The organism is Citrobacter sp. Cpo221, from assembly GCF_030332345.1.
GTDB classification, from domain to species: domain Bacteria; phylum Pseudomonadota; class Gammaproteobacteria; order Enterobacterales; family Enterobacteriaceae; genus Citrobacter; species Citrobacter portucalensis.
In genome coordinates, this window is the sequence record NZ_JAOWIA010000034.1 from 197678 (window position 1) to 222164 (window position 24487).

Annotated in this window: 23 protein-coding genes; 12 read left to right on the forward strand and 11 right to left on the reverse strand. The window is 52.1% G+C overall.

The genetic code is table 11. From position 1 onward, the window contains the following. The first annotated feature begins 166 nt into the window (after positions 1–166). On the forward strand, positions 167–241 hold the full coding sequence (locus tag OGY72_RS24905; protein ID WP_418219455.1) for a hypothetical protein: 75 nt from the start codon (positions 167–169) through the stop codon (positions 239–241). Then, on the forward strand, positions 238–1476 hold the full coding sequence (locus OGY72_RS07365; protein ID WP_003834891.1) for an Nramp family divalent metal transporter: 1239 nt from the start codon (positions 238–240) through the stop codon (positions 1474–1476). The genes OGY72_RS24905 and OGY72_RS07365 overlap by 4 nt, the downstream gene beginning before the upstream one ends. 32 nt (positions 1477–1508) lie before the next feature. Here the strand turns inward: OGY72_RS07365 and ypeC are convergent, their stop codons facing one another. Beyond that, on the reverse strand, positions 1509–1835 hold the full coding sequence (ypeC, locus tag OGY72_RS07370) for a DUF2502 domain-containing protein YpeC (RefSeq protein WP_003834889.1): 327 nt from the start codon (positions 1833–1835) through the stop codon (positions 1509–1511). 137 nt (positions 1836–1972) lie between these two features. After that, positions 1973–2962, reverse strand: coding sequence for an L-glyceraldehyde 3-phosphate reductase (gene mgrA, locus OGY72_RS07375; RefSeq protein ID WP_003834887.1), 990 nt, complete (start codon positions 2960–2962; stop codon positions 1973–1975). Positions 2963–3144: 182 nt separating this feature from the next. Between mgrA and OGY72_RS07380 the strand changes: the two genes are divergently transcribed. Then, positions 3145–4797, forward strand: a complete 1653-nt coding sequence (locus OGY72_RS07380) for an alpha-keto acid decarboxylase family protein (RefSeq protein ID WP_286547497.1) — start codon at positions 3145–3147, stop codon at positions 4795–4797. On the opposite strand, the gene OGY72_RS07385 is transcribed toward OGY72_RS07380, so the two are convergent. After that, on the reverse strand, positions 4798–6033 hold the full coding sequence (locus OGY72_RS07385; protein WP_148361684.1) for an ion channel protein: 1236 nt from the start codon (positions 6031–6033) through the stop codon (positions 4798–4800). A 204-nt stretch (positions 6034–6237) separates the two neighbouring features. On the opposite strand from OGY72_RS07385, the gene glk reads away from it, so the two are divergent. The 6 genes from glk to ptsP all read left to right on the forward strand — a co-directional run bounded on the left by glk (position 6238) and on the right by ptsP (position 13651). After that, complete coding sequence (gene glk, locus OGY72_RS07390) at positions 6238–7203, forward strand: glucokinase (RefSeq protein ID WP_003028256.1); 966 nt, start codon at positions 6238–6240, stop codon at positions 7201–7203. 191 nt (positions 7204–7394) lie between these two features. Beyond that, the gene (locus OGY72_RS07395) at positions 7395–7721 is read left to right on the forward strand and encodes a PTS fructose transporter subunit IIB (RefSeq protein ID WP_286547498.1); all 327 of its coding nucleotides are present in this window, start codon (positions 7395–7397) and stop codon (positions 7719–7721) included. A gap of 20 nt (positions 7722–7741) precedes the next feature. Next, the gene (locus tag OGY72_RS07400; protein ID WP_286547499.1) at positions 7742–8989 is read left to right on the forward strand and encodes a PTS fructose transporter subunit IIC; all 1248 of its coding nucleotides are present in this window, start codon (positions 7742–7744) and stop codon (positions 8987–8989) included. Between the two features lie 17 nt (positions 8990–9006). Beyond that, complete coding sequence (gene ypdF / locus OGY72_RS07405) at positions 9007–10092, forward strand: aminopeptidase (RefSeq protein WP_149385257.1); 1086 nt, start codon at positions 9007–9009, stop codon at positions 10090–10092. Further along, positions 10092–11132 carry an aminopeptidase gene (ypdE, locus tag OGY72_RS07410; protein WP_286547500.1) on the forward strand — a complete coding sequence of 347 codons (1041 nt, stop codon included), beginning with the start codon at positions 10092–10094 and terminating at the stop codon, positions 11130–11132. The genes ypdF and ypdE overlap by 1 nt, the downstream gene beginning before the upstream one ends. Before the next feature lie 23 nt (positions 11133–11155). Beyond that, positions 11156–13651, forward strand: coding sequence for a phosphoenolpyruvate--protein phosphotransferase (gene ptsP, locus OGY72_RS07415; RefSeq protein WP_286547501.1), 2496 nt, complete (start codon positions 11156–11158; stop codon positions 13649–13651). A gap of 77 nt (positions 13652–13728) precedes the next feature. On the opposite strand, the gene OGY72_RS07420 is transcribed toward ptsP, so the two are convergent. The 4 genes from OGY72_RS07420 to OGY72_RS07435 all read right to left on the reverse strand — a co-directional run bounded on the left by OGY72_RS07420 (position 13729) and on the right by OGY72_RS07435 (position 17344). Next, positions 13729–13917 (reverse strand): hypothetical protein, encoded by a 189-nt coding sequence (locus OGY72_RS07420; protein WP_032934510.1) that lies wholly within the window; start codon positions 13915–13917, stop codon positions 13729–13731. Between the two features lie 101 nt (positions 13918–14018). Then, positions 14019–14882, reverse strand: a complete 864-nt coding sequence (locus OGY72_RS07425; RefSeq protein WP_003834867.1) for an AraC family transcriptional regulator — start codon at positions 14880–14882, stop codon at positions 14019–14021. A 15-nt stretch (positions 14883–14897) separates the two neighbouring features. Then, positions 14898–15632 (reverse strand): LytR/AlgR family response regulator transcription factor, encoded by a 735-nt coding sequence (locus OGY72_RS07430; protein ID WP_286547502.1) that lies wholly within the window; start codon positions 15630–15632, stop codon positions 14898–14900. Between the two features lie 14 nt (positions 15633–15646). Next, entirely contained in the window at positions 15647–17344 is a 1698-nt protein-coding gene (locus tag OGY72_RS07435; RefSeq protein ID WP_126317618.1) for a sensor histidine kinase, read from the reverse strand. Between the two features lie 388 nt (positions 17345–17732). On the opposite strand from OGY72_RS07435, the gene alaC reads away from it, so the two are divergent. Further along, entirely contained in the window at positions 17733–18971 is a 1239-nt protein-coding gene (gene alaC / locus OGY72_RS07440) for an alanine transaminase (protein WP_008785386.1), read from the forward strand. A 64-nt stretch (positions 18972–19035) separates the two neighbouring features. Here alaC and ypdK read toward each other — a convergent pair whose 3' ends face one another. After that, the gene (gene ypdK / locus OGY72_RS07445) at positions 19036–19107 is read right to left on the reverse strand and encodes a membrane protein YpdK (RefSeq protein ID WP_010723117.1); all 72 of its coding nucleotides are present in this window, start codon (positions 19105–19107) and stop codon (positions 19036–19038) included. Between the two features lie 343 nt (positions 19108–19450). Between ypdK and OGY72_RS07450 the strand changes: the two genes are divergently transcribed. Next, entirely contained in the window at positions 19451–20065 is a 615-nt protein-coding gene (locus tag OGY72_RS07450) for a lysozyme inhibitor LprI family protein (RefSeq protein WP_063942030.1), read from the forward strand. A gap of 41 nt (positions 20066–20106) precedes the next feature. On the opposite strand, the gene lpxP is transcribed toward OGY72_RS07450, so the two are convergent. Next, positions 20107–21027, reverse strand: coding sequence for a kdo(2)-lipid IV(A) palmitoleoyltransferase (gene lpxP, locus OGY72_RS07455; protein WP_149385262.1), 921 nt, complete (start codon positions 21025–21027; stop codon positions 20107–20109). Positions 21028–21467: 440 nt separating this feature from the next. Here lpxP and OGY72_RS07460 point away from each other — a divergent pair, with 440 nt between their 5' ends. Further along, positions 21468–21710, forward strand: a complete 243-nt coding sequence (locus OGY72_RS07460) for a DUF2545 family protein (protein WP_003834857.1) — start codon at positions 21468–21470, stop codon at positions 21708–21710. A gap of 109 nt (positions 21711–21819) precedes the next feature. On the opposite strand, the gene pgtP is transcribed toward OGY72_RS07460, so the two are convergent. Beyond that, a complete protein-coding gene (gene pgtP, locus OGY72_RS07465) occupies positions 21820–23211 on the reverse strand; it encodes a phosphoglycerate transporter PgtP (RefSeq protein WP_079939112.1) in 1392 nt (463 codons plus the stop codon). Positions 23212–23438: 227 nt separating this feature from the next. Further along, complete coding sequence (locus OGY72_RS07470; RefSeq protein ID WP_000019450.1) at positions 23439–24419, reverse strand: IS5-like element ISKpn26 family transposase; 981 nt, start codon at positions 24417–24419, stop codon at positions 23439–23441. Positions 24420–24487 lie beyond the last annotated feature (68 nt).

A 24487-nucleotide genomic window follows, 5' to 3' on the forward strand; every position in this document is an offset into this window, starting at 1 on the left:
CAAAATTAGTGATCGGTGATACACTTCTGTTATGTTTAGTATGGAAGTGAAAAGTTATGTCATTGTGCTAATCTCATAACAATAATTAAACATCTCACCGGTATTTCCAGAATCCTTATCGATCCATAGACAAACGCTATCAGAGAAATCAACTTCACCCATTAAAATGAATTTGATAATCATTCTCAATAGGCGTAGCTTGAAACATAGCAAAGGCTATGTTTCTGAGGCACTAAAATGACTAACGATCGCGTTGAGAGTAGCAGTGGACGGGCAGCGCGCAAGTTGAAGCTCGCATTAATGGGACCTGCGTTCATCGCGGCGATCGGCTACATCGATCCGGGCAACTTCGCCACCAACATCCAGGCAGGGGCCAGCTTTGGCTATAAACTGTTGTGGGTGGTGGTCTGGGCAAACCTGATGGCGATGCTGATCCAGGTGCTGTCGGCAAAGCTGGGTATTGCCACGGGTAAAAACCTGGCGGAGCAAATTCGCGATCACTATCCTCGTCCGGTGGTGTGGTTCTACTGGGTGCAGGCCGAAATTATCGCCATGGCGACAGACCTTGCTGAATTCATTGGTGCCGCGATTGGTTTCAAATTGATCCTCGGCGTGTCGTTATTGCAGGGGGCCGTGCTCACCGGTATCGCGACTTTTTTGATTCTGATGTTACAGCGCCGTGGGCAAAAACCGCTGGAAAAAGTGATTGGCGGCTTGCTGCTGTTTGTGGCTGCGGCTTACATTGTGGAACTGATCTTTTCCCAGCCGAACTTCGCGCAACTTAGCAAGGGAATGGTTATCCCGAGCCTGCCTAATTCCGAAGCGGTGTTCCTGGCTGCTGGCGTGCTCGGCGCGACTATCATGCCACACGTTATTTATCTGCACTCTTCCTTAACTCAGCATCTGCACGGCGGAACACGTCAACAGCGCTATGCGGCCACGAAATGGGATGTGGCAATCGCCATGACGATTGCTGGATTTGTCAATCTGGCGATGATGGCGACGGCAGCCGCTGCATTTCATTTTAGTGGGCATACCGGTATTGCCGATCTCGATCAAGCATATCTGACACTTGAACCGCTGTTGAGTCACGCTGCGGCGACGGTATTCGGTTTAAGCCTGGTGGCTGCGGGACTTTCTTCTACCGTGGTCGGTACGTTGGCCGGGCAGGTGGTGATGCAAGGGTTTATCCGCTTTCACATTCCGCTATGGGTACGCCGTACCGTCACCATGATGCCATCATTTATTGTGATTTTGATGGGACTGGATCCGACGCGTATTCTGGTGATGAGCCAGGTGTTGCTCAGTTTTGGTATTGCACTGGCGCTGGTGCCGCTGTTGATCTTCACCAGCAACAGTCAGCTGATGGGCGATTTGGTGAATACCCGATGGGTGAAACAGGTAGGCTGGGTGATTGTTGTGCTGGTGGTGGCGCTCAATATCTGGCTGTTGGTAGGAACCGCACTCGGTTTGTAAAAACAAAAGGGCCCACAGGCCCTTTTGTTACATTAATGATGATGTTTGTGGCCACGTCCGCGTCCGCGATGGTCGTCACGATCGTTCCAGCCTTCACGATAACCGCGCTCATAAGCTTTGCGTTTGTCCCAGCCACGATGGTAGCCGTTGTCATGACGCCACCAGCGATTTTTTCGCCACTCATAGTTATGGTGCCAGTAATCCCGGTCACGCCAGCGGCCGCCATCCCAGTAGTTACCGTAGTTATCGCGATCGCCAATTTGTAATTTTATTGATGGCAGCAGGGTGATTTCGCCAGCGTTCGCGGCCAGCGGTGTAAAAGCCAATAAGACTGCCGCCAGAATCAGTGACCTGAACATGTTTTCTCTCCTTCACGATCGAGCCGTAGCCGGCCTGTTAACGTAATATTACGGGGCAGTAAAGCCCCGTTTCATCGCCTTAACTCTTAAATCGCAAGTGAGAGCACTTTTTGTTAATAAATGTGTCTTTATTTCAATCAACTCAGGATAGCATCAATCTCCGCGCACTCTTCAGACGTAAAGTGACGGTTTGCCAGCATGCCGACAGCGTCTTCAATCTGCGCCGTTTTACTCGCGCCAATCAGCACTGACGTGACTTTGTCATCCCGTAACACCCATGCCAGCGCCATCTGGGAAAGCTTTTGCCCGCGTCGTTCTGCCAGCACATTCAGCGCCCGCACTTTTTCCAGTTTTTGTGGAGTGATCTGGTCCGGATTCAGAAAGCGACTGGTGCTTGCCGCACGAGAATCCGCAGGAATGCCGTTCAGATAGCGGTCGGTTAACTGTCCGCCAGCCAGCGGTGAGAAGGCGATACTGCCGACACCTTTTTCCTGTAATAGCGACAGCAAGCCACCTTCGACCCAACGTTCAAACATGGAATATTTGGGCTGGTGAATAAGGCATGGCGTGCCTAAATCGTCGAGTATTTCAATCGCCTGCCTGGCAAGATCCGCGGGATAGTTAGACAGTCCGACGTACAGCGCTTTGCCCTGACGGACGATGTGATCCAGCGCGCGCATGGTTTCTTTGAGCGGCGTTTCAGGGTCGGGGCGATGGTGGTAGAAGATATCGACATACTCCAGCCCCAGACGCTTCAGGCTTTGATCGAGACTGGCAATCAGATATTTGCGTGAACCCCAGTCACCGTAGGGACCTTCCCACATGGTGTAGCCCGCTTTAGTGGAGATAATAAGCTCATCTCGCCACGGTAAAAAATCTTCCTGCAGGATCCGACCAAAATTCCGTTCTGCCGAACCCGGCGGTGGACCATAGTTATTTGCCAGATCAAAATGGTTAATCCCCAGATCGAATGCGCGCTGTAACAATGCGCGACTGTTCTCGACCTGCGTGGTATCGCCAAAATTGTGCCACAAACCCAGTGAGACAATCGGGAGTTTAAGGCCGCTTTGACCGCAGCGGCGGTACTCCATTGTCTGATAACGATTTTCATCTGCGTGATAAACCATGTCACCCCCCTTCCACAATGCGTGTGTCTTCCAGTGTATACGGTTACACCGCCGATTCTTCAATGAATTTTAACCACCAAAACTGTAAATCCTGCTTTCCACCCCTTCACAGCGACTTTCCTGGACAGTCATCACAGTTCTTCGATACTCAACATGAGGTTACCGTCAGAAGGATAGCTGTCATGCAAACCCCGTATTCCGTTGCTGATTATCTGCTCGACAGGCTGGCAGGCTGTGGCGTCGGCCATCTCTTTGGTGTGCCGGGCGATTATAATTTGCAGTTTCTTGACCACGTGATTGAACATCCCAACGTACGTTGGGTCGGGTGTGCGAATGAATTGAATGCGGCTTATGCGGCAGATGGCTATGCCCGGGTATCCGGGGTAGGGGCGCTGCTCACCACGTTTGGTGTGGGGGAGTTAAGCGCGATTAACGGTATCGCGGGTAGCTTCGCGGAATATGTTCCTGTTTTACATATTGTTGGCGCACCCTGTCACGGCGCTCAGCGTCGCGGGGAGTTGATGCATCACACCCTTGGCGACGGTGACTTTCAGCATTTTTACCGCATGCAGCAGGCGGTAACGACGGCCAGCGCGATACTGGATGAACAAAATGCCTGCTATGAAATTGACCGTGTGTTGCGAATGATGCTTACCGAGCGCAGACCGGGCTATCTGATGCTACCTGCTGATGTGGCAAAACAGCCCGCCACACCACCGAATGACATCCTGATTGTTCCTCTGAGCGAGCCGGAAAGTAGCGTGGCAGAGGCGTTTCGCTACCATGCCCGTGAACGATTGCTGGATAGCCCGCGCGTAGCGCTGCTGGCAGATTTTCTCGCGCTGCGTTTTGGCCTGCAGCCGGTCTTGCAGCGCTGGATGGCGGAAACGCCGATGGCCCATGCTACGTTATTGATGGGCAAAGGGCTGTTCGATGAGCGTCATCCGGCGTTTGTTGGCACATACAGCGCCGGAGCCAGTAGCGATTATGTTCGTCAGGCGATAGAAGATGCCGATACGATAATGTGTGTCGGCACACAATTTGTCGACACCCTCACCGCTGGGTTTACGCAGCAGTTACCGCAGGATCGCACCATTGAGGTTCAGCCCCATGCGTCACGAATTGGAGCTCACTGGTTTAACATTCCGATGGAGCAGGCGGTTACCACTTTGCGGGAGCTGTGTCTGGAAATGTCGTTTTCTCTACCGCCAGAACGTCCGCCAATTGGGCGTGTTCAGGTTGAGAAAGGCCCACTAACGCAGGAAAACTTCTGGCACACGGTGCAGCAGTTTCTGAAGCCTGATGACATTATCCTCGTCGATCAGGGAACCGCCGCCTTTGGCGCGGCTGCGCTCTCATTGCCTTACGGGGCGGAAGTACTGGTTCAACCGTTGTGGGGATCTATCGGCTACGCGCTCCCGGCGGCATTCGGCGCGCAAACGGCCTGTCCGGACCGTCGGGTGATCCTGATTATTGGCGATGGCGCGGCGCAGCTCACCATTCAGGAGCTGGGCTCCATGCTCAGAGACGGACAATCGCCGGTTATTTTACTCCTCAACAATGACGGTTATACCGTGGAGCGGGCCATACATGGGGCAAATCAGCGCTATAACGATATCGCCGCCTGGAGCTGGACGTTGGTGCCGCAGGCGTTTAGTCGTGAATGTCAGGCGGAATGCTGGCGGGTGAAGCAGGCGGTACAGCTGGAAGAAGTGCTGGCCCGGCTGTCCCAACCGCAACGACTGTCGTTAATCGAGGTGGTGCTACCGAAAGCCGACCTTCCTGAATTATTGCGCACGGTGACCCGTGCGCTGGAATCTCGCAACGGCGGATAGCTATTTATCAGGGCGCTCAGCGACCATCATCGGTTTGCCCGCCAGCAGCAGCCAGGCGGGCAGCATGACGATGCACAGCAGCGGCAGCAGGGTGGAATCTGGTACCACCACTGCTGCCATAAACAGGCTCAGCCAGGCGTCGCGAGTGACGACCAGCACCAGCCCGAGAATAGAGCAAGAAACCGTGATGGCAGCCGGCACCGCTTCAACATGGGCGTGCAACATTAAGCCAAGCGCGACGCCAACGAATACTGCCGGGAAGATTCGTCCGCCGCGAAAACCACTCGCGGCTGCAACCACTAATGCCGCCAGCTTAATGACGGCGAGCATGAAATAATCTGATGTCCCCAGCGTTTGGCTAAACGCCATTTGCTGCATTTCGTCCAGTCCCTTAAACAAGGTAAGCGGCCCGCCAATAACACCCAAAATGCCAAGGATAAAACCGCCTGCCCCGAGGATCAGGACCGGGTGTTTCAATCGATGCATTAAATGATGCAAACGCGGCAGGCACCAGACGGCCACCATTCCAGCGGCAATGGCGATGGCAGCAACAACCGCGCCGCTGAGGATATCCGTCAAGTGCATCTGCGTGTAGTGCGCGATGGGCAGTGAAAAATGGGGGTGAAAAAACAGGCTGGTGGTTAGCGAACCCGCGGCGGCGGCCATTAACGGCGCAAACAGGCGATCCCACAAGGGCACATCGTTTGAGCTATTCAGCGTTTGCGAAAATATCAGCGCGGCGGCAACGGGGGTACCAAATAGTGCGCCGATGGTGCCGGCAGAGGCGAGAATGGTCCAGTCCAGTTTCGCAATACGGGGAAACATGCGGCTACCAAGTGCTACTGCCAGAGCGATATTTACGGTCATGATGGGGTGTTCCGGACCCAGACTGACGCCACCCGCGAGGCCAAGGATTAGCGCTGCCAGCAGGCCCGGTATTGCTGATGTTGGCACCGGCATGCCAATTAACGGTTCACAGGCCGGATCCGGACCTGCGTGGCCATGACTGTAGCGGATAACTAACCCGACCATGATCCCCGTGAGCGTCAGCATACCGATAATCCAGACCGGAGAGTCCTGGGCTATACCGATGCTAACAGGCAGACGTTCCCACAAAAACTGCTGTAAAACGGAAGCCACTTTCATCACAACGATCAACACCAGGCTGGACGCTATGCCAATGATTAGCGCTGGGGTTGATAGCAAGAGCATCGTTCTGGCTCGCGGATGGAGCATTTTCTATTCCTTAAAACAGAGTCATAGACATAGTTTGCACAGCCTGCCTGACGACATCGCTGCAAATGGTGCTGAAACGATAAAGTAATTGTGTGATCTGGATCGATTTTCCACGGGCATCAGCCTTCAGACCGTTGTTGTTATGTCCCCATGAATTTACAGTGTGGCAAAGATTTATTCTGACTTTAGCGGAGCAGTGGAAGAATGACAAAATATGCTTTAGTAGGGGATGTTGGCGGCACCAACGCGCGTCTTGCTCTGTGCGATATTGCCAGCGGCGAGATTTCGCAGGCAAAAACCTATTCCGGGTTGGATTATCCAAGTCTGGAGGCGGTGGTGCGCGTGTACCTGGATGAGCATAGCGTTAGCGTTGAAGATGGTTGTATTGCCATTGCCTGTCCGATAACCGGCGACTGGGTGGCAATGACCAACCATACCTGGGCGTTCTCTATTGCTGAGATGAAAAAAAACCTGGGCTTCAGCCATCTGGAAATCATCAATGATTTCACCGCTGTGTCGATGGCGATCCCGATGCTGAAAAAAGAGCATTTAATTCAGTTTGGTGGTGCGGAACCTGTGGAAGGCAAACCTATTGCGGTTTATGGTGCAGGAACCGGGCTTGGCGTGGCGCATCTGGTGCACGTGGATAAACGCTGGGTAAGTCTCCCTGGTGAAGGCGGCCACGTGGATTTTGCGCCTAACAGCGAGGAAGAGGGAATTATCCTTGAGGTTCTGCGCGCGGAAATAGGTCACGTGTCCGCAGAACGCGTGCTGTCTGGTCCGGGACTGGTGAATCTGTATCGCGCGATCGTCAAATCTGACGGACGCCTGCCGGAAAATCTGCAGCCGAAGGATATCACCGCACGGGCGCTGGAGGATTCCTGCATTGACTGTCGTCGTGCGCTGTCGCTGTTCTGCGTTATCATGGGACGTTTTGGTGGCGATCTGGCGTTAACGCTGGGCACATTTGGCGGCGTGTACATCGCCGGCGGTATTGTGCCGCGCTTCCTCGACTTTTTTAAAGCGTCGGGCTTCCGTGGTGGTTTTGAAGATAAAGGCCGTTTTAAAGCCTATGTGCAGGATATTCCGGTGTATCTGATCGTGCACGATAATCCTGGACTACTTGGCGCTGGTGCGCATTTACGTCAGACGTTAGGCCATATTCTTTAATTCATCAATCAGAAACCTGCAAAACCGCGTAAATTACGCGGTTTTTTTATGCCTGCCGCCTACCTTTCCGACCTTCGTCACATTTCCGAATGACGGGATTAAATGTCCAGTAAAAGCATTATTTGTCTGATAACGGTTGTTACTTTCCTCGGACCATAATTTCACTCGTTAACTATTACGAGGAAATGATTATGAGCAAAAAACTGATTGCCGTCTGCGCGTGCCCAATGGGCCTGGCCCATACCTTTATGGCGGCTCAGGCGCTGGAAGAAGCGGCGGTTGAAGCGGGTTATGAAGTGAAAATTGAAACTCAGGGCGCGGACGGAATTCAAAATCGTCTGACGGTGCAGGATATCGCTGAGGCGACGTTAATCATCCACTCTGTTGCTATTACTCCAGAAGATAACGAGCGTTTTGAGTCGCGTGACGTCTATGAAATTACGTTACAGGACGCGATAAAAAATGCGGCCGGCATCATTAAAGAGATCGAAGAGATGGTTGCCGCTGAACAACAATAATCATCGACAGGGAATTACGTATGGCCATTAAAAAACGCAGTGCAACCGTTGTGCCTGGCGCATCTGGTGCGGCAGCGGCAATAAAAAATCCACCGGCCTCCCGCAATAGCTTCTGGGGCGAACTTCCGCAACATGTGATGTCGGGTATTTCACGCATGGTGCCGACGTTAATTATGGGCGGGGTCATTCTCGCCTTCTCGCAACTGATCGCCTATAGCTGGCTCGATATTCCTGCTGACACAGGCATCATGGATGCGCTGAACAGCGGAAAATTTACTGGTTTTAATCTCTCATTGCTGAAGTTTGCCTTGCTGTCGCAATCTTTTGGCGGCGTGCTGTTTGGCTTTGCTATCCCGATGTTTGCCGCGTTTGTCGCTAACTCTATCGGCGGCAAGTTGGCATTTCCGGCGGGGTTCATCGGCGGGCTAATGTCTACTCAGCCCACGCAGATGCTGAATTTTGACCCCGCGACGCTGCAATGGGCAACCAGTGCTCCTGTTCCGTCAACCTTTATTGGCGCGCTGATTATCTCGATTGTCGCCGGGTATCTGGTGAAGTGGATGAACCAAAAAATCCAGCTGCCTGATTTCCTGCTGGCGTTCAAAACCACTTTTTTACTGCCCATTCTTTCCGCGATATTCGTCATGCTGGCGATGTACTACGTGATCACACCGTTTGGCGGCTGGATCAACGGCGGGATCCGTACTCTGCTGACGGCGGCTGGCGAGAAAGGCACGCTGATGTATGCGATGGGTATTTCCGCGGCAACGGCGATTGACCTTGGTGGCCCAATAAATAAAGCAGCAGGTTTTGTCGCCTTCAGCTTTACCACCGATCATGTTCTACCGGTAACCGCGCGTTCTATTGCGATTGTCATTCCTCCGATTGGTCTTGGGCTGGCCACGCTTATTGATCGTCGCTTAACCGGCAAACGTCTGTTCAGCGCACAGCTCTACCCGCAGGGAAAAACTGCGATGTTCCTCGCGTTTATGGGCATCAGTGAAGGGGCGATCCCATTTGCGCTGGAAAGTCCCATCACGGCAATTCCTTCCTACATGGTTGGTGCCATTGTTGGATCGACGGCTGCCGTCTGGTTGGGGGCGGTGCAGTGGTTCCCGGAATCGGCTATCTGGGCGTGGCCGCTGGTAACTAACCTCGGCGTCTATATGGCGGGGATCCTGTTAGGCGCGGTGATTACGGCGCTGATGGTGGTGTTCCTGCGCAACATGATGTATCGCAAAGGCAAATTGCTGATTGAAAGTCTCTGATTAAAAGGATTGTGACCATGAGCTTACTTGCCTCGCTGCGCGACTGGTTAACAGCGCAACATCTTGATGCGATGCTGCTGTCATCGCGGCAGAACAAACAGCCACATATGGGGATCTCCAGCAGTTCAGGGTTTGTGTTTATCAGCCACGAAAGTGCGCACATCCTGGTCGATGCCCGTTACTACACCGATGTCGCCACGTGTACTCAGGGCTATCAGATCCATCTACTCGATGGAACACAGACGCTGTATTCGCAGGTTAATCACATCATTGCGAACGAAAAGCTGCAGACGGTGGGATTCGAAGGTGAGCAGGTAAGCTGGGAAACGGCAAACGCGTGGTCGGGCAAACTGTGCGCCCGATTAGTGAGCGCCGTGCCGGACGTACTCCGGCAGGTGAAAACGGCGCAGGAGATAGCTTGCATCCGCGAAGCCTGCCGGATCGCCGACCTTAGTGCTGAACATATACGCCGCTTTATTCAACCTGGTCTCAGTGAGCGCGAAATTGCCGCTGAACTGGAGTGGTTTATGCGCACGCTCGGCGCAGACAAAGCCTCTTTTGACACCATTGTCGCCAGCGGCTGGCGCGGTGCGCTGCCGCACGGTAAAGCCAGCGATAAACGTGTTGAGGCGGGTGAGTTCATTACGCTGGATTTTGGCGCACAGTATCAGGGCTATTGTTCGGATATGACGCGAACCTTTCGCATCCCCGACGCCAACCTGCCAGCGGAAGAAAGCGCGCTGTTTGCTGTGTATCAGATTGTCCTGGCGGCGCAGCGTGCAGCGGTGGCGGCAATTCGACCAGGCGCGCGTTGCAATGAGGTAGATGCCGCAGCCAGGCGGGTTATTACGCAGGCGGGCTATGGCGACGCGTTTGGCCACAATACCGGACACGCTATTGGCATTGAGGTGCATGAAAACCCACGTTTTTCCCCTAATGACACAACGACTCTGGCAGCTGGCATGCTACTCACCGTTGAGCCGGGTATTTATCTGCCGGGGCAGGGAGGAGTACGTATTGAGGATGTGGTGCTGGTTACGCCAGATGGCGGAGAGGTGCTCTACACCATGGCGAAAACATTGTTACACACGGGAGAGGCGTAATGGACTTATCGCTACTGAAAGCGCTGAGCGAGGCGGATGCGATCGCTTCTTCAGAACAAGAAGTGCGTCAGATCCTGCTTGAAGAGGCGGATCGTTTGCATAAAGAGGTGCGCTTTGATGGTCTGGGATCGGTGCTGATCCGTCTGAATGAATCAACCGGTCCGAAGGTGATGATCTGCGCGCATATGGATGAAGTGGGATTTATTGTACGTAGCATTTCCAGCGAAGGAGCTATCGATGTATTGCCGGTGGGAAATGTGCGTATGGCGGCCAGACAATTGCAGCCGGTGCGGATTACCACCCGTGAAGAGAGCAAAATTCCCGGTCTGCTTGATGGAGAGCGCAGCGGTAATGAGGTCAGTGCCCTGCGGGTAGACATTGGCGCGCGATCTTACGACGAAGTACTTCAGGCCGGTGTACGCCCTGGCGATCGTGTCACCTTTGATACAACTTTTCAGGTTTTGCCGCACCAGCAAGTTATGGGCAAAGCCTTTGATGACCGACTTGGATGTTATTTGCTGGTGGCGCTACTGCGCGAATGGCATGACGCAACTCCCCCTTGTGAGGTCTGGCTGGTGGCCAGTTCCAGTGAAGAAGTAGGACTGCGCGGAGGACAAACAGCAGCACGTGCAGTCGCACCGGATGTGGCAATCGTGCTGGATACCGCCTGTTGGGCCAAAAACTTTGATTATGGTGCGGCCAACCATCGGCAGACTGGTAAAGGCCCAATGCTGGTGTTAAGCGATAAATCGCTGATTGCACCACCAAAGCTGACGGCGTGGGTTGAAAGCGTGGCCGCCGATGTGGGGATTTCCTTGCAGCTCGACATGTTCAGTAACGGCGGCACCGACGGTGGAGCTGTGCACGTAAGCGGCACGGGGATCCCAACGTTTGTCATGGGGCCCGCCACACGGCATGGGCACTGCGCGGCATCGATTGCAGACTGTCGTGACATCATTCAGACCCAGCAGTTGTTGTCGGCTCTTATTTCACATCTTACGTGCGAAACCGTGGCTCATCTGACGGATTTCAGGTGCTGATTTCGCGCTAATCAGGAGTTGTTATGCTAACGATTCAATTTCTTTGCCCGTTACCCAATGGTCTGCATGCACGTCCGGCGTGGGAGCTGAAAGAGCAGTGCAGCCAGTGGCAAAGTGAGGTGATATTTATTAACCATCGCCAGAATGCGAGGGCGGATGCGAAAAGCTCGTTGGCGCTGATTGGCACCGGGACGCTGTTTAACGACAGCTGTAGCTTAACCATCACCGGTCACGATGAAGAACAGGCTCGGCGAGTGCTGGAGGAGTATCTCCAGCACCGGTTTATTGACAGCGATAGCGTTCAACCGACTCCGGAGGAACTGGCGGCGCATCCGTTGCCGCGTTCGCTGATTCGCCTCAATCCAGACCTTCTTTATGGCACCATGCTGGCAGGGGGCGTGGGGGCAGGTACGCTCACGCTTTGGCAGAGCGATAATCTGGAAAGCTATCGCGCCATTGCAGCGAGTGCGGAGGACAACACCCGGCTGGAACACAGTCTGGCGACGCTTGCCGAACAGCTCAATCAACAGCTGCGCGAGCGTGACGGCGAGAGTAAAACCATCCTCAGCGCGCATCTGTCTCTGATTCAGGACGACGAGTTTGCCGGGAATATTCGCCGCTTAATGCTGGAGCAGCATCTGGGGCTAGGGGCCGCAATCGTCGCCAATATGGAACAGGTGTGCGATAAGCTGTCGGCCTCCGGTAGCGATTATCTGCGCGAGCGTGTCAGCGACATCCGTGATATCAGCGAACAGCTGCTGCACATCACCTGGCCTGAAAGACGTCCGCACAATGCGCTGGTGCTGAATAAGCCGACGATTCTGGTCGCTGAGGATTTGACGCCCAGCCAGTTTTTAAGCCTCGATTTGCAGCATCTGTCTGGCATGATCCTGGAGAAAACAGGGCGTACCTCGCATACCCTGATTCTCGCTCGCGCATCCGCTATTCCGGTGCTTAGCGGCTTGCCGCTGGAGGCTATTAGCCGCTATGCAGGGCAGCCTGCGGTACTGGATGCCCGTTGTGGAGTACTGGCCATCAATCCGGACGATGCGGTTCGCGGCTATTACGCGATTGCGCAGAAGCTGGCCGATGAATGCCAGCGGCGGCAGGCGCTTGATGCCGCCCAGCCCGCGTTGACCAAAGATAATCAGCGTATTGATGTTGCGGCGAATATCGGCACCGCGCTCGAAGCGCCGGGTGCATTTGCCAATGGTGCGGAAGGGATTGGGCTGTTTCGTACTGAAATGCTGTTTATGGACCGCGACAGCGCTCCTGACGAGCAGGAACAGTTTGAAGCTTACCAGCAGGTTTTATTGGCCGCAGGCGACAAGCCGGTTATCTTTCGCACCATGGATATCGGTGGTGATAAGAATATCCGCTATCTCAATATTCCGCAGGAAGATAATCCGTTTCTCGGCTACCGTGCGGTGCGTATTTATCCGGAGTTTGCCGGACTGTTTCGTACCCAACTGCGTGCCATCCTACGCGCGGCGACCTTCGGTAACGCACAGCTGATGATCCCGATGGTGCACAGCCTTGACCAGATTTTGTGGGTAAAAAGCGAACTGCAAAAAGCGCTGGTGGCGCTGAAAGCAGACGGTTTACGTCATGCCCCGACAATCTCATTGGGGATTATGGTTGAAGTCCCTTCGGTGTGTTACATCATCGACCATTTCTGCGATGAGGTGGATTTCTTCAGTATTGGTTCAAATGACATGACCCAGTACTTGTACGCCGTCGATCGCAATAATCCACGCGTTTCGCCGCTGTACAACCCGATTACGCCGTCGTTCCTGCGTATGTTGCAGCAGATTGTTCACGTGGCGCACGAACGTGGTAAATGGGTGGGTATTTGCGGAGAACTGGGTGGCGAAGGACGCTATTTACCGTTGCTGCTGGGTTTAGGACTCGATGAGCTAAGTATGAGCAGTCCACGCATTCCGGCGGTAAAAAGTCAGCTTCGTCAACTGAACAGCCAGGCATGCCGCGAACTCGCTATGCAGGCCTGCGAGTGCCGTAGCGCTCAGGAGATTGAAGATCTGCTGAATCAGTTTGCACCGCAAAAAGATGTGCGTCCGCTGCTGGCGCTGGAGAATATCTTTGCTGGTGAATCTCTGAGCAACAAAGAGCAGGTGATCCAGTTTCTGTGCGGCAATCTTGGGGTAAACGGACGCACTGAACATCCGTTTGAGCTGGAAGAGGATGTCTGGCAGCGCGAAGAGATAGTTACCACCGCAGTCGGTTTTGGGGTGGCAATTCCGCACACGAAATCCCAGTGGATCCGCCATTCCAGCATCAGTATTGCCCGGCTTGCTCAGCCCGTTGACTGGCAGTCTGAGATGGGCGAGGTGGAACTGGTGATCATGCTGACGCTGGGTGCCGATGAAGGCATTAACCACGTGAAGGTCTTCTCGCAGCTGGCGCGTAAGCTGGTGAACAAGCAGTTCCGCCAGTCGTTGTTTGCCGCTGAAGATGCCGAGAGCATTCTGGCGCTGCTGGAGGCGGAACTGACGTTTTAAGCTTCACTGAAAGAACGCTATCCAGCCTGCTACGTTGTGGTTGCAGGCTGGGTAAACGCTACCGGAAAGTGAAATCATCAATGCGGCGTGTTGTGCCCCGGCAGTTTCCCGGCTCTTAACAGTTTCATCTCTTGCTTGCAGAGCAGAACCACCGCCTGACGACCTTTAACTCGGCGGGAGGTGAGGGCTCTTTTCACGGTCTGACGATCCGCACCTGATTCCAGCATTTGAAAACACATCAGGGAGAGTGCACGTCTGTTTTTCATCGCATATTCACTTTATCGAGTAAGCCAGTAGGATTTGGCTAAAGGCCGCTATTTTACAACGAGGCAAACGGATATGACTAACAGCGTTGGTGTTGTCTCACTTAACGCGCCGACTGAAAGCGTGCGCCGTACTCTCCGGGCGTCAGGCCAAACTGACGTCGGAACAGGCGGCAGAAATAATCACTGTCCTGATATCCACACCGTTGTGCGACTTCGCTAATCGACAGATGGTATTTCTGTAAGATGATGCGTGCCTTCGCCATTCTGACCCACCGCAGATACTCGACGAACCCCATGGTACCGTGCTGGGCAAACACTTTTGACAGGTGATTGGGGGTGATATTAAAAAAAAGCGCCACGCTTTCCCGGGTCAGCGGTTGAGCATAGTTATCCTGTACCCAATTACACATACTGTGATAGAGAAATTCAGCGCGCGGACGCTCTGCGTCAGGGCGGGTATTGACCACACTACGACACAGATGCAGCAGGCTAAGCACCAGCGGCTGAATAATATCCTGGGCCTGAGGAGAGCGGCTTAAATGGGTTAATGCAGTGAGCATCGCCTCGCCTTCGCCACGTTGCGGATGCGGTAGCTCAATACGGCGAACTGGACGTAACAGCGATGCGGTTCGGTTATCGTAAAAAGAGAGTCCCAGCCATGCCGGGGAAAACACCAGGCTTAGTAGCATCACGGGTTTATCGCTGCCGGGCAGATTCGCCGCTTTCGCCGGGATAAACAGCATGTCGCCTTCCGCCAGACTATGCTGCTGTTTTTCCAGCCGGTTGCTGTATTCCCCACGTAGCACGATATCGAGGCGCGGGAGGTCAATACATAAACTACCGGTCGGTAGCGTGGTGGGCTGGGTTGCGAACCACACGCGCCCCAGACGCTGTGGGTTTAACACCAGGCCGCTGAACAGATCGGCGAAAAACTGTTGGTCTGCGGGTAGGCCTGGCTCTTTCATCGTTCTTTCTCTGCACTATAAATGCATTAACTGTCTGAACTCTTTCACTTTACTCCGACTAACCGGGATTTCAAATTCCAGATCCTTTAAACGCAAAATATAAGTGTTGTTAAACCAGGGTTCGATCTCGCGGATTTTATTCAGATTTACGCAGAACGAGCGGTGGCAGCGGAAGAAATGCGAAGCCGGCAGTTTGCTGCAAAATTCGCTGATGTTCATCGGCATGACGTATGATTCTCGTCGCGTATAGACGAACGTCATCTTTTCATGCGCTTCAGCGTAGTAGATGTCGTTGATTGGTGTCACGATGATCCGCTCATCTTTGATCAGGTTGATCGTATCGTTTTCGCGGGCCACTGGACTTACAGGGGACGTTCCCGTTTGCTGTTGCTGCCAGGCGGCTTCCAGCTTTTGCAGCATGCTGACAATGCGTGATTCCTGGTACGGCTTCAGAATGTAGTCAAAAGCTTCCAGTTCGAAGGCTTCAACGGCGTGCTCTTTCCACGCGGTAATAAACACAATAAAGGGTTTATGCGCGAACTGGCTGATATTTTGTGCCAGCAATACGCCGTCCAGCGAGGGAATATTGATATCCAGAAAAATGGCGTCAATGCGGTTGTGCTGGAGGTATTTCAGCACGTCCAGACCATCGTCAAACGTGCCGACAATCTCCATCTGGCTATGCTCTTTTATCAGCCAGCTCAGTTCCTGTTGGGCCAGGAATTCATCTTCAACAATGATGACTTTCACGACTTCACTCCTGGTTAAAGCAATAATGTGGCCGGTGCGGCAGCGGGCGAGTGCTGATTAGGCACATAAAAGGCAATCTCAGTGCCTGGCTCCAGACGGCGGATATGTAATCCCTCACCGTAGAGCAGCTTAACGCGATGGTGCACATTCAACAGACCAATTTTATTGCCCGGCATTTCATTGGATTCGACCCGCTCAATCACTTTTGGATCGATACCATGACCCGTATCCCGCACGGCAATCCGTACCCGGTTACCGCACTCCGCAACGCTGATAGTGACCACGCCTTTTCCTTTGCAGGGCTGGATCCCATGGACGATAGCGTTCTCTACCAACGGCTGAATCAACAAGCTGGGGATAAAACAGCTTACCTCTTCGTCGATATCATAAATAACGGTCAGCTTGTCGCCAAAGCGGGCCTGTTCGATGGTGATGTAATCCTTGATTTGATACAGCTCTTTCTTGATGTCGATCTGCTCATCGTCTTTTAATTCAATATTATAGCGAAGATAGCGCGACAAATTAAAAATGAGCTGACGTGCGGTGTCCGGGTTAAGCCGCACCGACGATGAAATCGCGTTCAGAGCGTTAAACAGAAAATGGGGATTTATTTTGCTTTGCAGCGCGCGTAGCTCTGCCTTATTTGCCATTTCTCGTAGTTGCTCTGCGCGGGAGACTTCAAGCTGAGTGGAGATGATCTGCGACAGACCGATCGCCATTTCCTGTAACGAGGAGGTTATCTGATGGGCGTGGCAATAGTAGATCTTCAGCGTGCCGGTCACGACGCCTTTCTCCCAAAGAGGAATCACCAACATAGAGTGAATTTCCGGGGTGCGATGCGCTTCATCATTGTTTTTTATGATGATTTTACCGTGATTTATGGCTTCCTGCGTGGTGGGGCTGACGAAGTCATCGTTATCGCGGTAGTTGATCTCTCCGACGCCAACATAGGCCAGAACATGCTGAGTATTGGTGATGGCAACCGCGTCAGCGTGGATATCGTGGCGAATAATTTCGCACACCTGACGTAACGACTCGCTGTTGACCTGGCGAAAGAGCGGCAGCGTTTTGTTGGCGATATCCAGCGCCAGCTTGGCCTGTTTTGCAGCGCTGGCTTCTTTCTCACCTTCAACGCTTTGTACCAGCATCACGATAAAGCCAATACAGACGCTGCCGAGGATCATCGGGATACCGATTTTTGAGACAATATCCAGCCCCAGGTCGGTGGTGGGCGCCCAGGCGACAACGAGGATCATGGTCAGTGATTCGCACAGCATTCCGCCTAAAATACCCGCGCGCCAGTGCTGCGCTTTGGGGATCTTACGGTTGATCCACCCGGCAATGCAGCCAGCCAGAATGCTGGTAATAAAGCAGGGCAGGGCAGTTACGCCGCCAATATCGATCAGGTAACGGTGGGTGCCTGCGATCAGCCCCGTAATAATGCCAACCCACGGACCGAACAGGATCCCTCCTGACATAACCGCGATAATACGCACGTTGACCAGAGAACCTTCTACCGGTACGCCTGACCAGGTACTGAACAGGGCAAACATGGAGAAAATCGCGGTAACGGCGAGCAGCTCTTTTGGGGAGTGGGCTGACTTGTGCAACAGTTCGCGAAACAGGCGGATACGAATCAGGAAAAACAGACAGAACAGCATCAGTGCTGCCCGGTCAAATACCGCCAGCAGCATATTGAATATTTCGTGCACGGGTGACTCTTGCGCAAGGGTTAAACCACTATGATAGGTAACCTGAGGCAGGATGACCAGCATCCCCGCAGCTCAGAGCTAATGGGGAAAAACCATAATATTAAAAGGGGATTGTTGCATGATTGTTGTATTTACAATACCTGTCCTGTCAGCGCCGCATTCAAGGTAATGTATTTAACAACAAAATGTTAAATGATGGTAATTTTAAGCGGATTGTGAAAATGAATATTTCCTCATTTTACTATGCTGTTCCTCTTTTTTTGTCAGGAAAAAATATTTTGTGTTGCCTCTCGACAGAAGGAAATTATTCAGGCTATTTTCTAAACGTGCCACCATCGTGGCAGCGTCGCTCGGACGGTCCGGGCGCTAACGTTAATCTGAGGATATTATGGCTGACTCCCGCCCTGAACGTCGCTTTACGCGTATTGATCGACTTCCCCCGTACGTTTTTAACATCACGGCTGAACTGAAGATGGCTGCGCGTCGGCGCGGCGAAGATATTATCGACTTCAGCATGGGGAACCCGGATGGGGCCACGCCTCCTCACATTGTTGAAAAACTGTGTACCGTGGCGCAGCGCCCGGATACTCACGGTTATTCCACCTCACGCGGCATTCCGCGTTTGCGTCGGGCGATTTCCCGCTGGTACCAGGAACGCTATGACGTTGAGATCGATCCTGAATCCGAAGCCATTGTGACCATCGGTTCCAAAGAGGGGCTGGCGCACCTGATGCTGGCTACGCTCGATCACGGTGATACGGTCCTCGTGCCCAACCCAAGTTATCCCATCCATATCTATGGCGCGGTGATTGCCGGCGCGCAGGTGCGTTCAGTGCCGCTGGTTGAGGGTGTCGACTTCTTTAATGAGCTGGAACGCGCAATACGCGAAAGTTACCCGAAGCCGAAGATGATGATCTTAGGTTTCCCATCCAACCCGACCGCGCAGTGCGTCGAGCTGGAATTCTTTGAGAAAGTGGTGGCCCTGGCTAAACGCTATGACGTGCTGGTGGTTCACGACCTGGCCTACGCTGATATTGTTTATGACGGCTGGAAGGCACCATCGATTATGCAGGTACCCGGCGCTCGCGACGTCGCTGTTGAATTTTTCACCCTGTCGAAAAGCTACAACATGGCGGGATGGCGTATCGGGTTTATGGTGGGCAACAAAACGCTGGTGAACGCGCTGGCGCGAATCAAGAGCTATCACGATTACGGGACCTTTACGCCACTGCAGGTTGCGGCAATTGCCGCGCTGGAAGGCGATCAGCAATGTGTGCGGGATATCGCTGAGCAATATAAACGTCGTCGTGATGTGCTGGTCAAAGGACTGCATGAAGCAGGCTGGATGGTCGAGATGCCAAAGGCCTCAATGTACGTTTGGGCGAAAATTCCAGAGCAATACGCCGGGATGGGGTCACTTGAGTTTGCCAAGAAGCTGCTGAACGAAGCGAAGGTATGCGTTTCGCCAGGGATTGGGTTTGGTGATTATGGTGATACGCATGTGCGATTTGCGTTGATTGAAAACCGTGACCGTACCCGCCAGGCTATTCGCGGCATCAAGGCGATGTTTCGCGCAGATGGCCTGTTACCGACCAGTGCAAAATCGACTTCTGAAAGTACCGACTGACGAATATTCCCCCAAAATGCAAACAGGAGCCTGATGGCTCCTGTTTTTTGCTGCGTCTTTTAATTTAGATCATCAGGGCGAAAGTACCGGCCCAAACGATGACCATAAAAGAAATGCCCATAAAGAAATATTTCACTTTTCATCTCTCCGCGTACCTGGGGTACGTCTAAATGAACATATGCTTACCTGACAGAGAGCTGATGCACACGCGAACGAAAGGGAGAATACCCCTCATTTGCTTGGCTGCATCACCTCAGAATTCTGAGCTTTAATGCTCCAGACGGCGCTAATGTACGCCTAAAAATGAGACGAGACAAGAGGCATTTTTCTATTTGATTTTAATAACTTACAACTGTCGTGATTCGGCGACAGTTTAATTTCTGCCGGTAATAAATTGCTATTGAGCGACGTAATGTTTACTCGGAGAATTCTTATATCGCCATTATGTTAATGCGGTTAATTTTTCGCGGAATGAGATAATGAAAAGGTTAAAAATGACCAGATTAATGATGTTAGCACTCGTTTTTACGCCATTGACGTCGATGGCGGCCTCACCGTTGGCGTTTAATTTCAGCTGTGCAAGTATTGGTGGGGTGAATAGTGATGGTAAAGGCAATGTTTGGATTGATGGCTCGAAGGCGACGGTGAAGGCCTTCAATGAAAATTACTGGGAGGCTAAAAGCGGGAACAATACGGTTTCTATTTCTCGTAAAGATGACGGAAATCCGGACGTTTCCTGGAGTGGGCCGAATCGAAAGCACGGGGTATGCCTGCCTGAAGATAATATTGACTTTTCTGGGGCCAAAAAATCGACCAGCACGGGACCCTCTTTTTCATGCGCTGCGGTTGCAAAAGGCAGTATCGAAGAGATTATCTGCCAGAGCCCTTCGCTCTCAGAAATGGATTTAGCGTTAAACGGAGCCTACAAGCAGGCGCTGGTTAAATCGAGCAATAACCCGACGCTGAAAGCAGAACAACGCGGCTGGGTGAAAGGGCGTAACGAGTGTTGGAAGGAACAGGATAAATCAGCCTGCATCGCCCGCAACTACAGCGAGCGAATGGCTGAACTGCACAGCAAATGGGGCGTTAAGTAATTCAGCCGCAGAAAAAAAGAAAGGCCTTACGGCCTTTCTTTTTAGATATACAACGAAGCTTCACCCATCGGGCGAGTTTTAAAGCGGCGGTGGATCCAGAGATACTGCTCGGGTGCACGCATGATCTCTTTTTCGATAATTTTGTTCATATACGCCGCAGCCTGGCTTTCATCTGCCGGGTAACCTTCCATTTCCGGGGTGATGAACAGGCGGTAACCGGTGTTATCTGCTTTTCTCACCATGGTTACGGTCAGCATTGCTGCGCCCGATAATCGTGACAGTACGTAGGTACCGTTGGTGGTCGCCACGTCTTTGACTGCGAAGAAGGGGGCGAATGAACTCCCTTTACGACCATAGTCCTGATCGGGGGCAAACCATACGGCCTCGCCTTTTTTCAGGGCACCGACAATACCACGCAGATTATTTCTGCCGATCATCGCCTTGTTGGAGCGCATACGACCGCGGGTTTGGATCCACTCCATCAACTTATTGTTGTGCGGGCGATAGGTTGCCATCATCGGCTGACAAAGTCCCATTACGCGTCCACCCAACTCGAGCGACATAAAGTGTACACCTACAACCATCACGCCACGATTTTGCATCTGAGCGCGCTTCAGGTTGTCCAGTCCTTCTACGTCAAACCATTTACGCACCCGACGGTCCGGCCAGAACCAGGCCATACCTGTTTCAAGCAGCCCCATGCCGAGCGAACGGAAATTCTCATCGACCAGTTTGTCTCTTTCTTCCTGCGACAGATTTGGGAAACAGAGTTCGAGATTTTTACGTGCAATAGATTCACGGCGTTTTAAAAATGGACGAGCCAGCGTTCCTGTACGGGTACCAAGAAAACACAATACGGGATAGGGAAGCTGTACCAGTAACCAGAGCACACCAACACCAAACCATGTGAGCCAGTAGCGCGGATGCAAAAACGCGCGTGAAAATTTACTTTGGGGGAACATAAGCACCTGCTGTTGATACGAAATAGATGTATCGCGAAGATTCTTTATCTGTCGCTTTACACTCTGCACTGATCGTTAGGCCGCCATGAACGACATTGGTTCCTGTAAAGAGTGTAAAACTGAGTCAGGACAAAACCACGAGGGGGCATGAATGATCGGACGCACAATGTACACCCGAAAATTAATGTCAGCCAGAAATAATTACTCAAGATTCGTAAATGTTTTTAGGGCGATTAAGGGCAAAATTTCGCCTATATATAATTCGTTGTTTTTATGATGCTTAAATAAACGACGGAGAAACAGTGTAATAGTAAGCGGTCGAATGATTTTTGTGAATAAAATGTTGCTCAAATTGCATGCGGATAGGAATTGTCTTAGAATATAAAGTTAAGGGAGTGTAAGGACTTACGTTAAGTTTACGGCAGACAGGAGGTATCGCTATGCTCTATTTCTGGATCTTTCTCATACTGAGCATTCTGTGCGTCAGTTGCTATATCTGGCAGGTTATAGGCGCTGCGGCGTCAATTAGCGCTTTTCTCGGCATGGCCATCCTTACGGCATTAATTTACGTTTTTACTATGCGGCTGACCAATGGTGACGAAATGGTAACTGGATTATTCCTGTTTCTTGCCCCGGCATGTGGTTTGATCATTCGCTTTATGGTCGCAGACGGTAAGCAATAATTTGGAATGTTACGTTTAGCAATAAATTATCACCTTAAGTTATTTATTATTTGTCTGAGTTTATTGAAGTGCCAGCATCGCTGGCACTTTTTTGTGAGACCGAAATGAATTACCGGGCATCCGCCAACTGGAGTGATGCTTCTTCTTGTTGAGCATTTTTTCGCTGTTGTTCAAGTTCCAGCGCACCGCGATGAGAGAGGTAGCAGAACAGGATGCAGCAAACAATACCCCCCATCAGCAGATAGAAGCCGCCGTGCCACCCCATTTTGTCGACCATTACGCCAAACAGACTGGTGCCCAGCGATGCGCCAAAAATGTAACTCATAAATCCGCGCAGTCCTACTGCAGAACCTACTGCGAAGCTGGGAACGATTTCCATCGTCTGAACAGAAGCGAGGAACTGTGGAACATAGATCAGGCAACCCACAATGGCGGCAAAAATAGTGACCATCAGCAGGGATTCACTTTTCCAGTAGCCGATCAAACAGACGAAAATCAGCGCCATACAAATCATGGCCAGCGGCATGCGACGGCCTTTAAACAGTTTATCGGTAAGCCAGCCCGCCAGTAATGTGGAAGGGATTGCCGCCCATTCAAAAAACAGAAAAGCGATGCTCATTTGCTCTTTCGAGAAATGTTTTTCGGTTAACAGATAAATAGGCAACCAACTAATCATGCCAAAACGCACCATATAGACGAAGACATCTACCAGTGAAACATACCAGGCATTCTTATTACGCAGCACATAGGTGCAGAAAATCTGGAAGGCACTCATATTTTCTGGTGCCTGGACAGCGTGTCGGGAATTTAATACTACTTTTTCTTCCGGCATCATTTGTTCCAGAGCCGGTAAGCCTTCCTGGCGCGGTGAACCTTTCCCCAGCATCAGCACAATAAAAGCAAACAGTACGGCAACACCGGCCGGGACAATATAGCTGGCGCTTTGCCAGTGCTCGCTCCCTAAAATGGCAAAGGCGGCACCAACAATCGGAGCGACAATACCACCGCCAACGTTGTGAGAAATATTCCAGAATGCGCCGACGCGTCCACGTTCTTTACGCGGAAACCAGTTGGCAATGGTAATAAATGAAGGACCAACGCCCATTCCCTGGAACAAGCCATTGAAAACGACCAGAGCGGCAAAAATCCAGAATCCGGTACTGAATCCTAAACCGACGTTTACGATGGCGCACAGAACCAGGCCGCATGCCATAAAGACCTTAGGGCTGGCCTTGTCTGCCAGACTACTCATAATGCCTTTACTGATCCCATAGGCAATAAGCATACAACTGCTGAGTAGACCAATTTGCGTGGCACTGAGATCCAGATGTTCTTTCAGGTACGGTGTTGAGAGCGTGAAGTTATTGCGCACAATATAGTATGCGAGATAGCCAAGAAATACACTGAGTAATGCCTGAATGCGGTATCGGCCATAAGTTTCCTGGACTTTCTCCGCCGGGACTTTATTTGCCGCTGGCCCTGCCTTAAATATGGATAACATATCATCACCTAAATTTATATTGATGTGAATATCAGGATTTTTCGCAGTGAAGAGTGAAATAGACAGCAGAGAAACTCAAGGGAAGGTGCGAATAAGCAGGTCATTTCTTCCCAAGCTGACTCGCTGATTAAAATTTCGCGGATCTGGGCCGATTTTTTTCCCGCAAACACATCGAATCAGCCTATTTAGGCTATTTTTTCCACCATTTCTGGCGTTATTTCCGGTTTTTACTGAGATCTCTCCCACTGACGTATCATTTGGTCCACCCGAAACAGGTTGGCCAGGGTGAATAACATCGCCAGTTGGTTATCGTTTTTCAGCAGCCCCTTGTATCTGGCTTTCACGAAGCCGAACTGCCGCTTGATGATGCGAAACGGGTGCTCCACCCTGGCACGGATGCTGGCTTTCATGTATTCGATGTTGATGGCCGTTTTGTTCTTGCGCGGATGCTGCTTCAAGGTTTTTACCCTGCCGGGACGCTCGGCGATCAGCCAGTCCACATCCACCTCGGCCAGCTCCTCGCGCTGTGGCGCTCCTTGGTAGCCGGCATCGGCTGAGACAAATTGCTCCTCTCCATGAAGCAGATTACCCAGCTGATTGAGGTCATGCTCGTTGGCCGCGGTGGTGACCAGGCTGTGGGTCAGGCCACTCTTGGCATCGACACCAATGTGGGCCTTCATGCCAAAGTGCCACTGATTGCCTTTCTTGGTCTGATGCATCTCCGGATCGCGTTGCTGCTCTTTGTTCTTGGTAGAGCTGGGTGCCTCAATGATGGTGGCATCCACCAAAGTGCCTTGGGTCATCATGACGCCTGCTTCGGCCAGCCAGCGATTGATGGTCTTGAACAATTGACGGGCCAGTTGATGCTGCTCGAGCAGGTGGCGGAAATTCATGATGGTGGTGCGATCCGGCAGGGCGCTATCCAGGGATAATCGGGCAAACAGGCGCATGGAGGCGATTTCGTACAGGGCATCTTCCATGGCACCGTCGCTCAGGTTGTACCAATGCTGCATGCAGTGAATACGCAGCATGGTCTCCAGCGGATAGGGCCGTCGGCCATTGCCCGCCTTGGGATAAAACGGCTCGATGACAGCGGTCATATTCTGCCATGGCAGAATCTGCTCCATGCGGGAGAGGAAAATCTCTTTTCGGGTCTGACGGCGCTTAGTGCTGAATTCACTATCGGCGAAGGTGAGTTGATGGCTCATGATGTCCCTCTGGGATGCGCTCCGGATGAATATGATGATCTCATATCAGGAACTTGTTCGCACCTTCC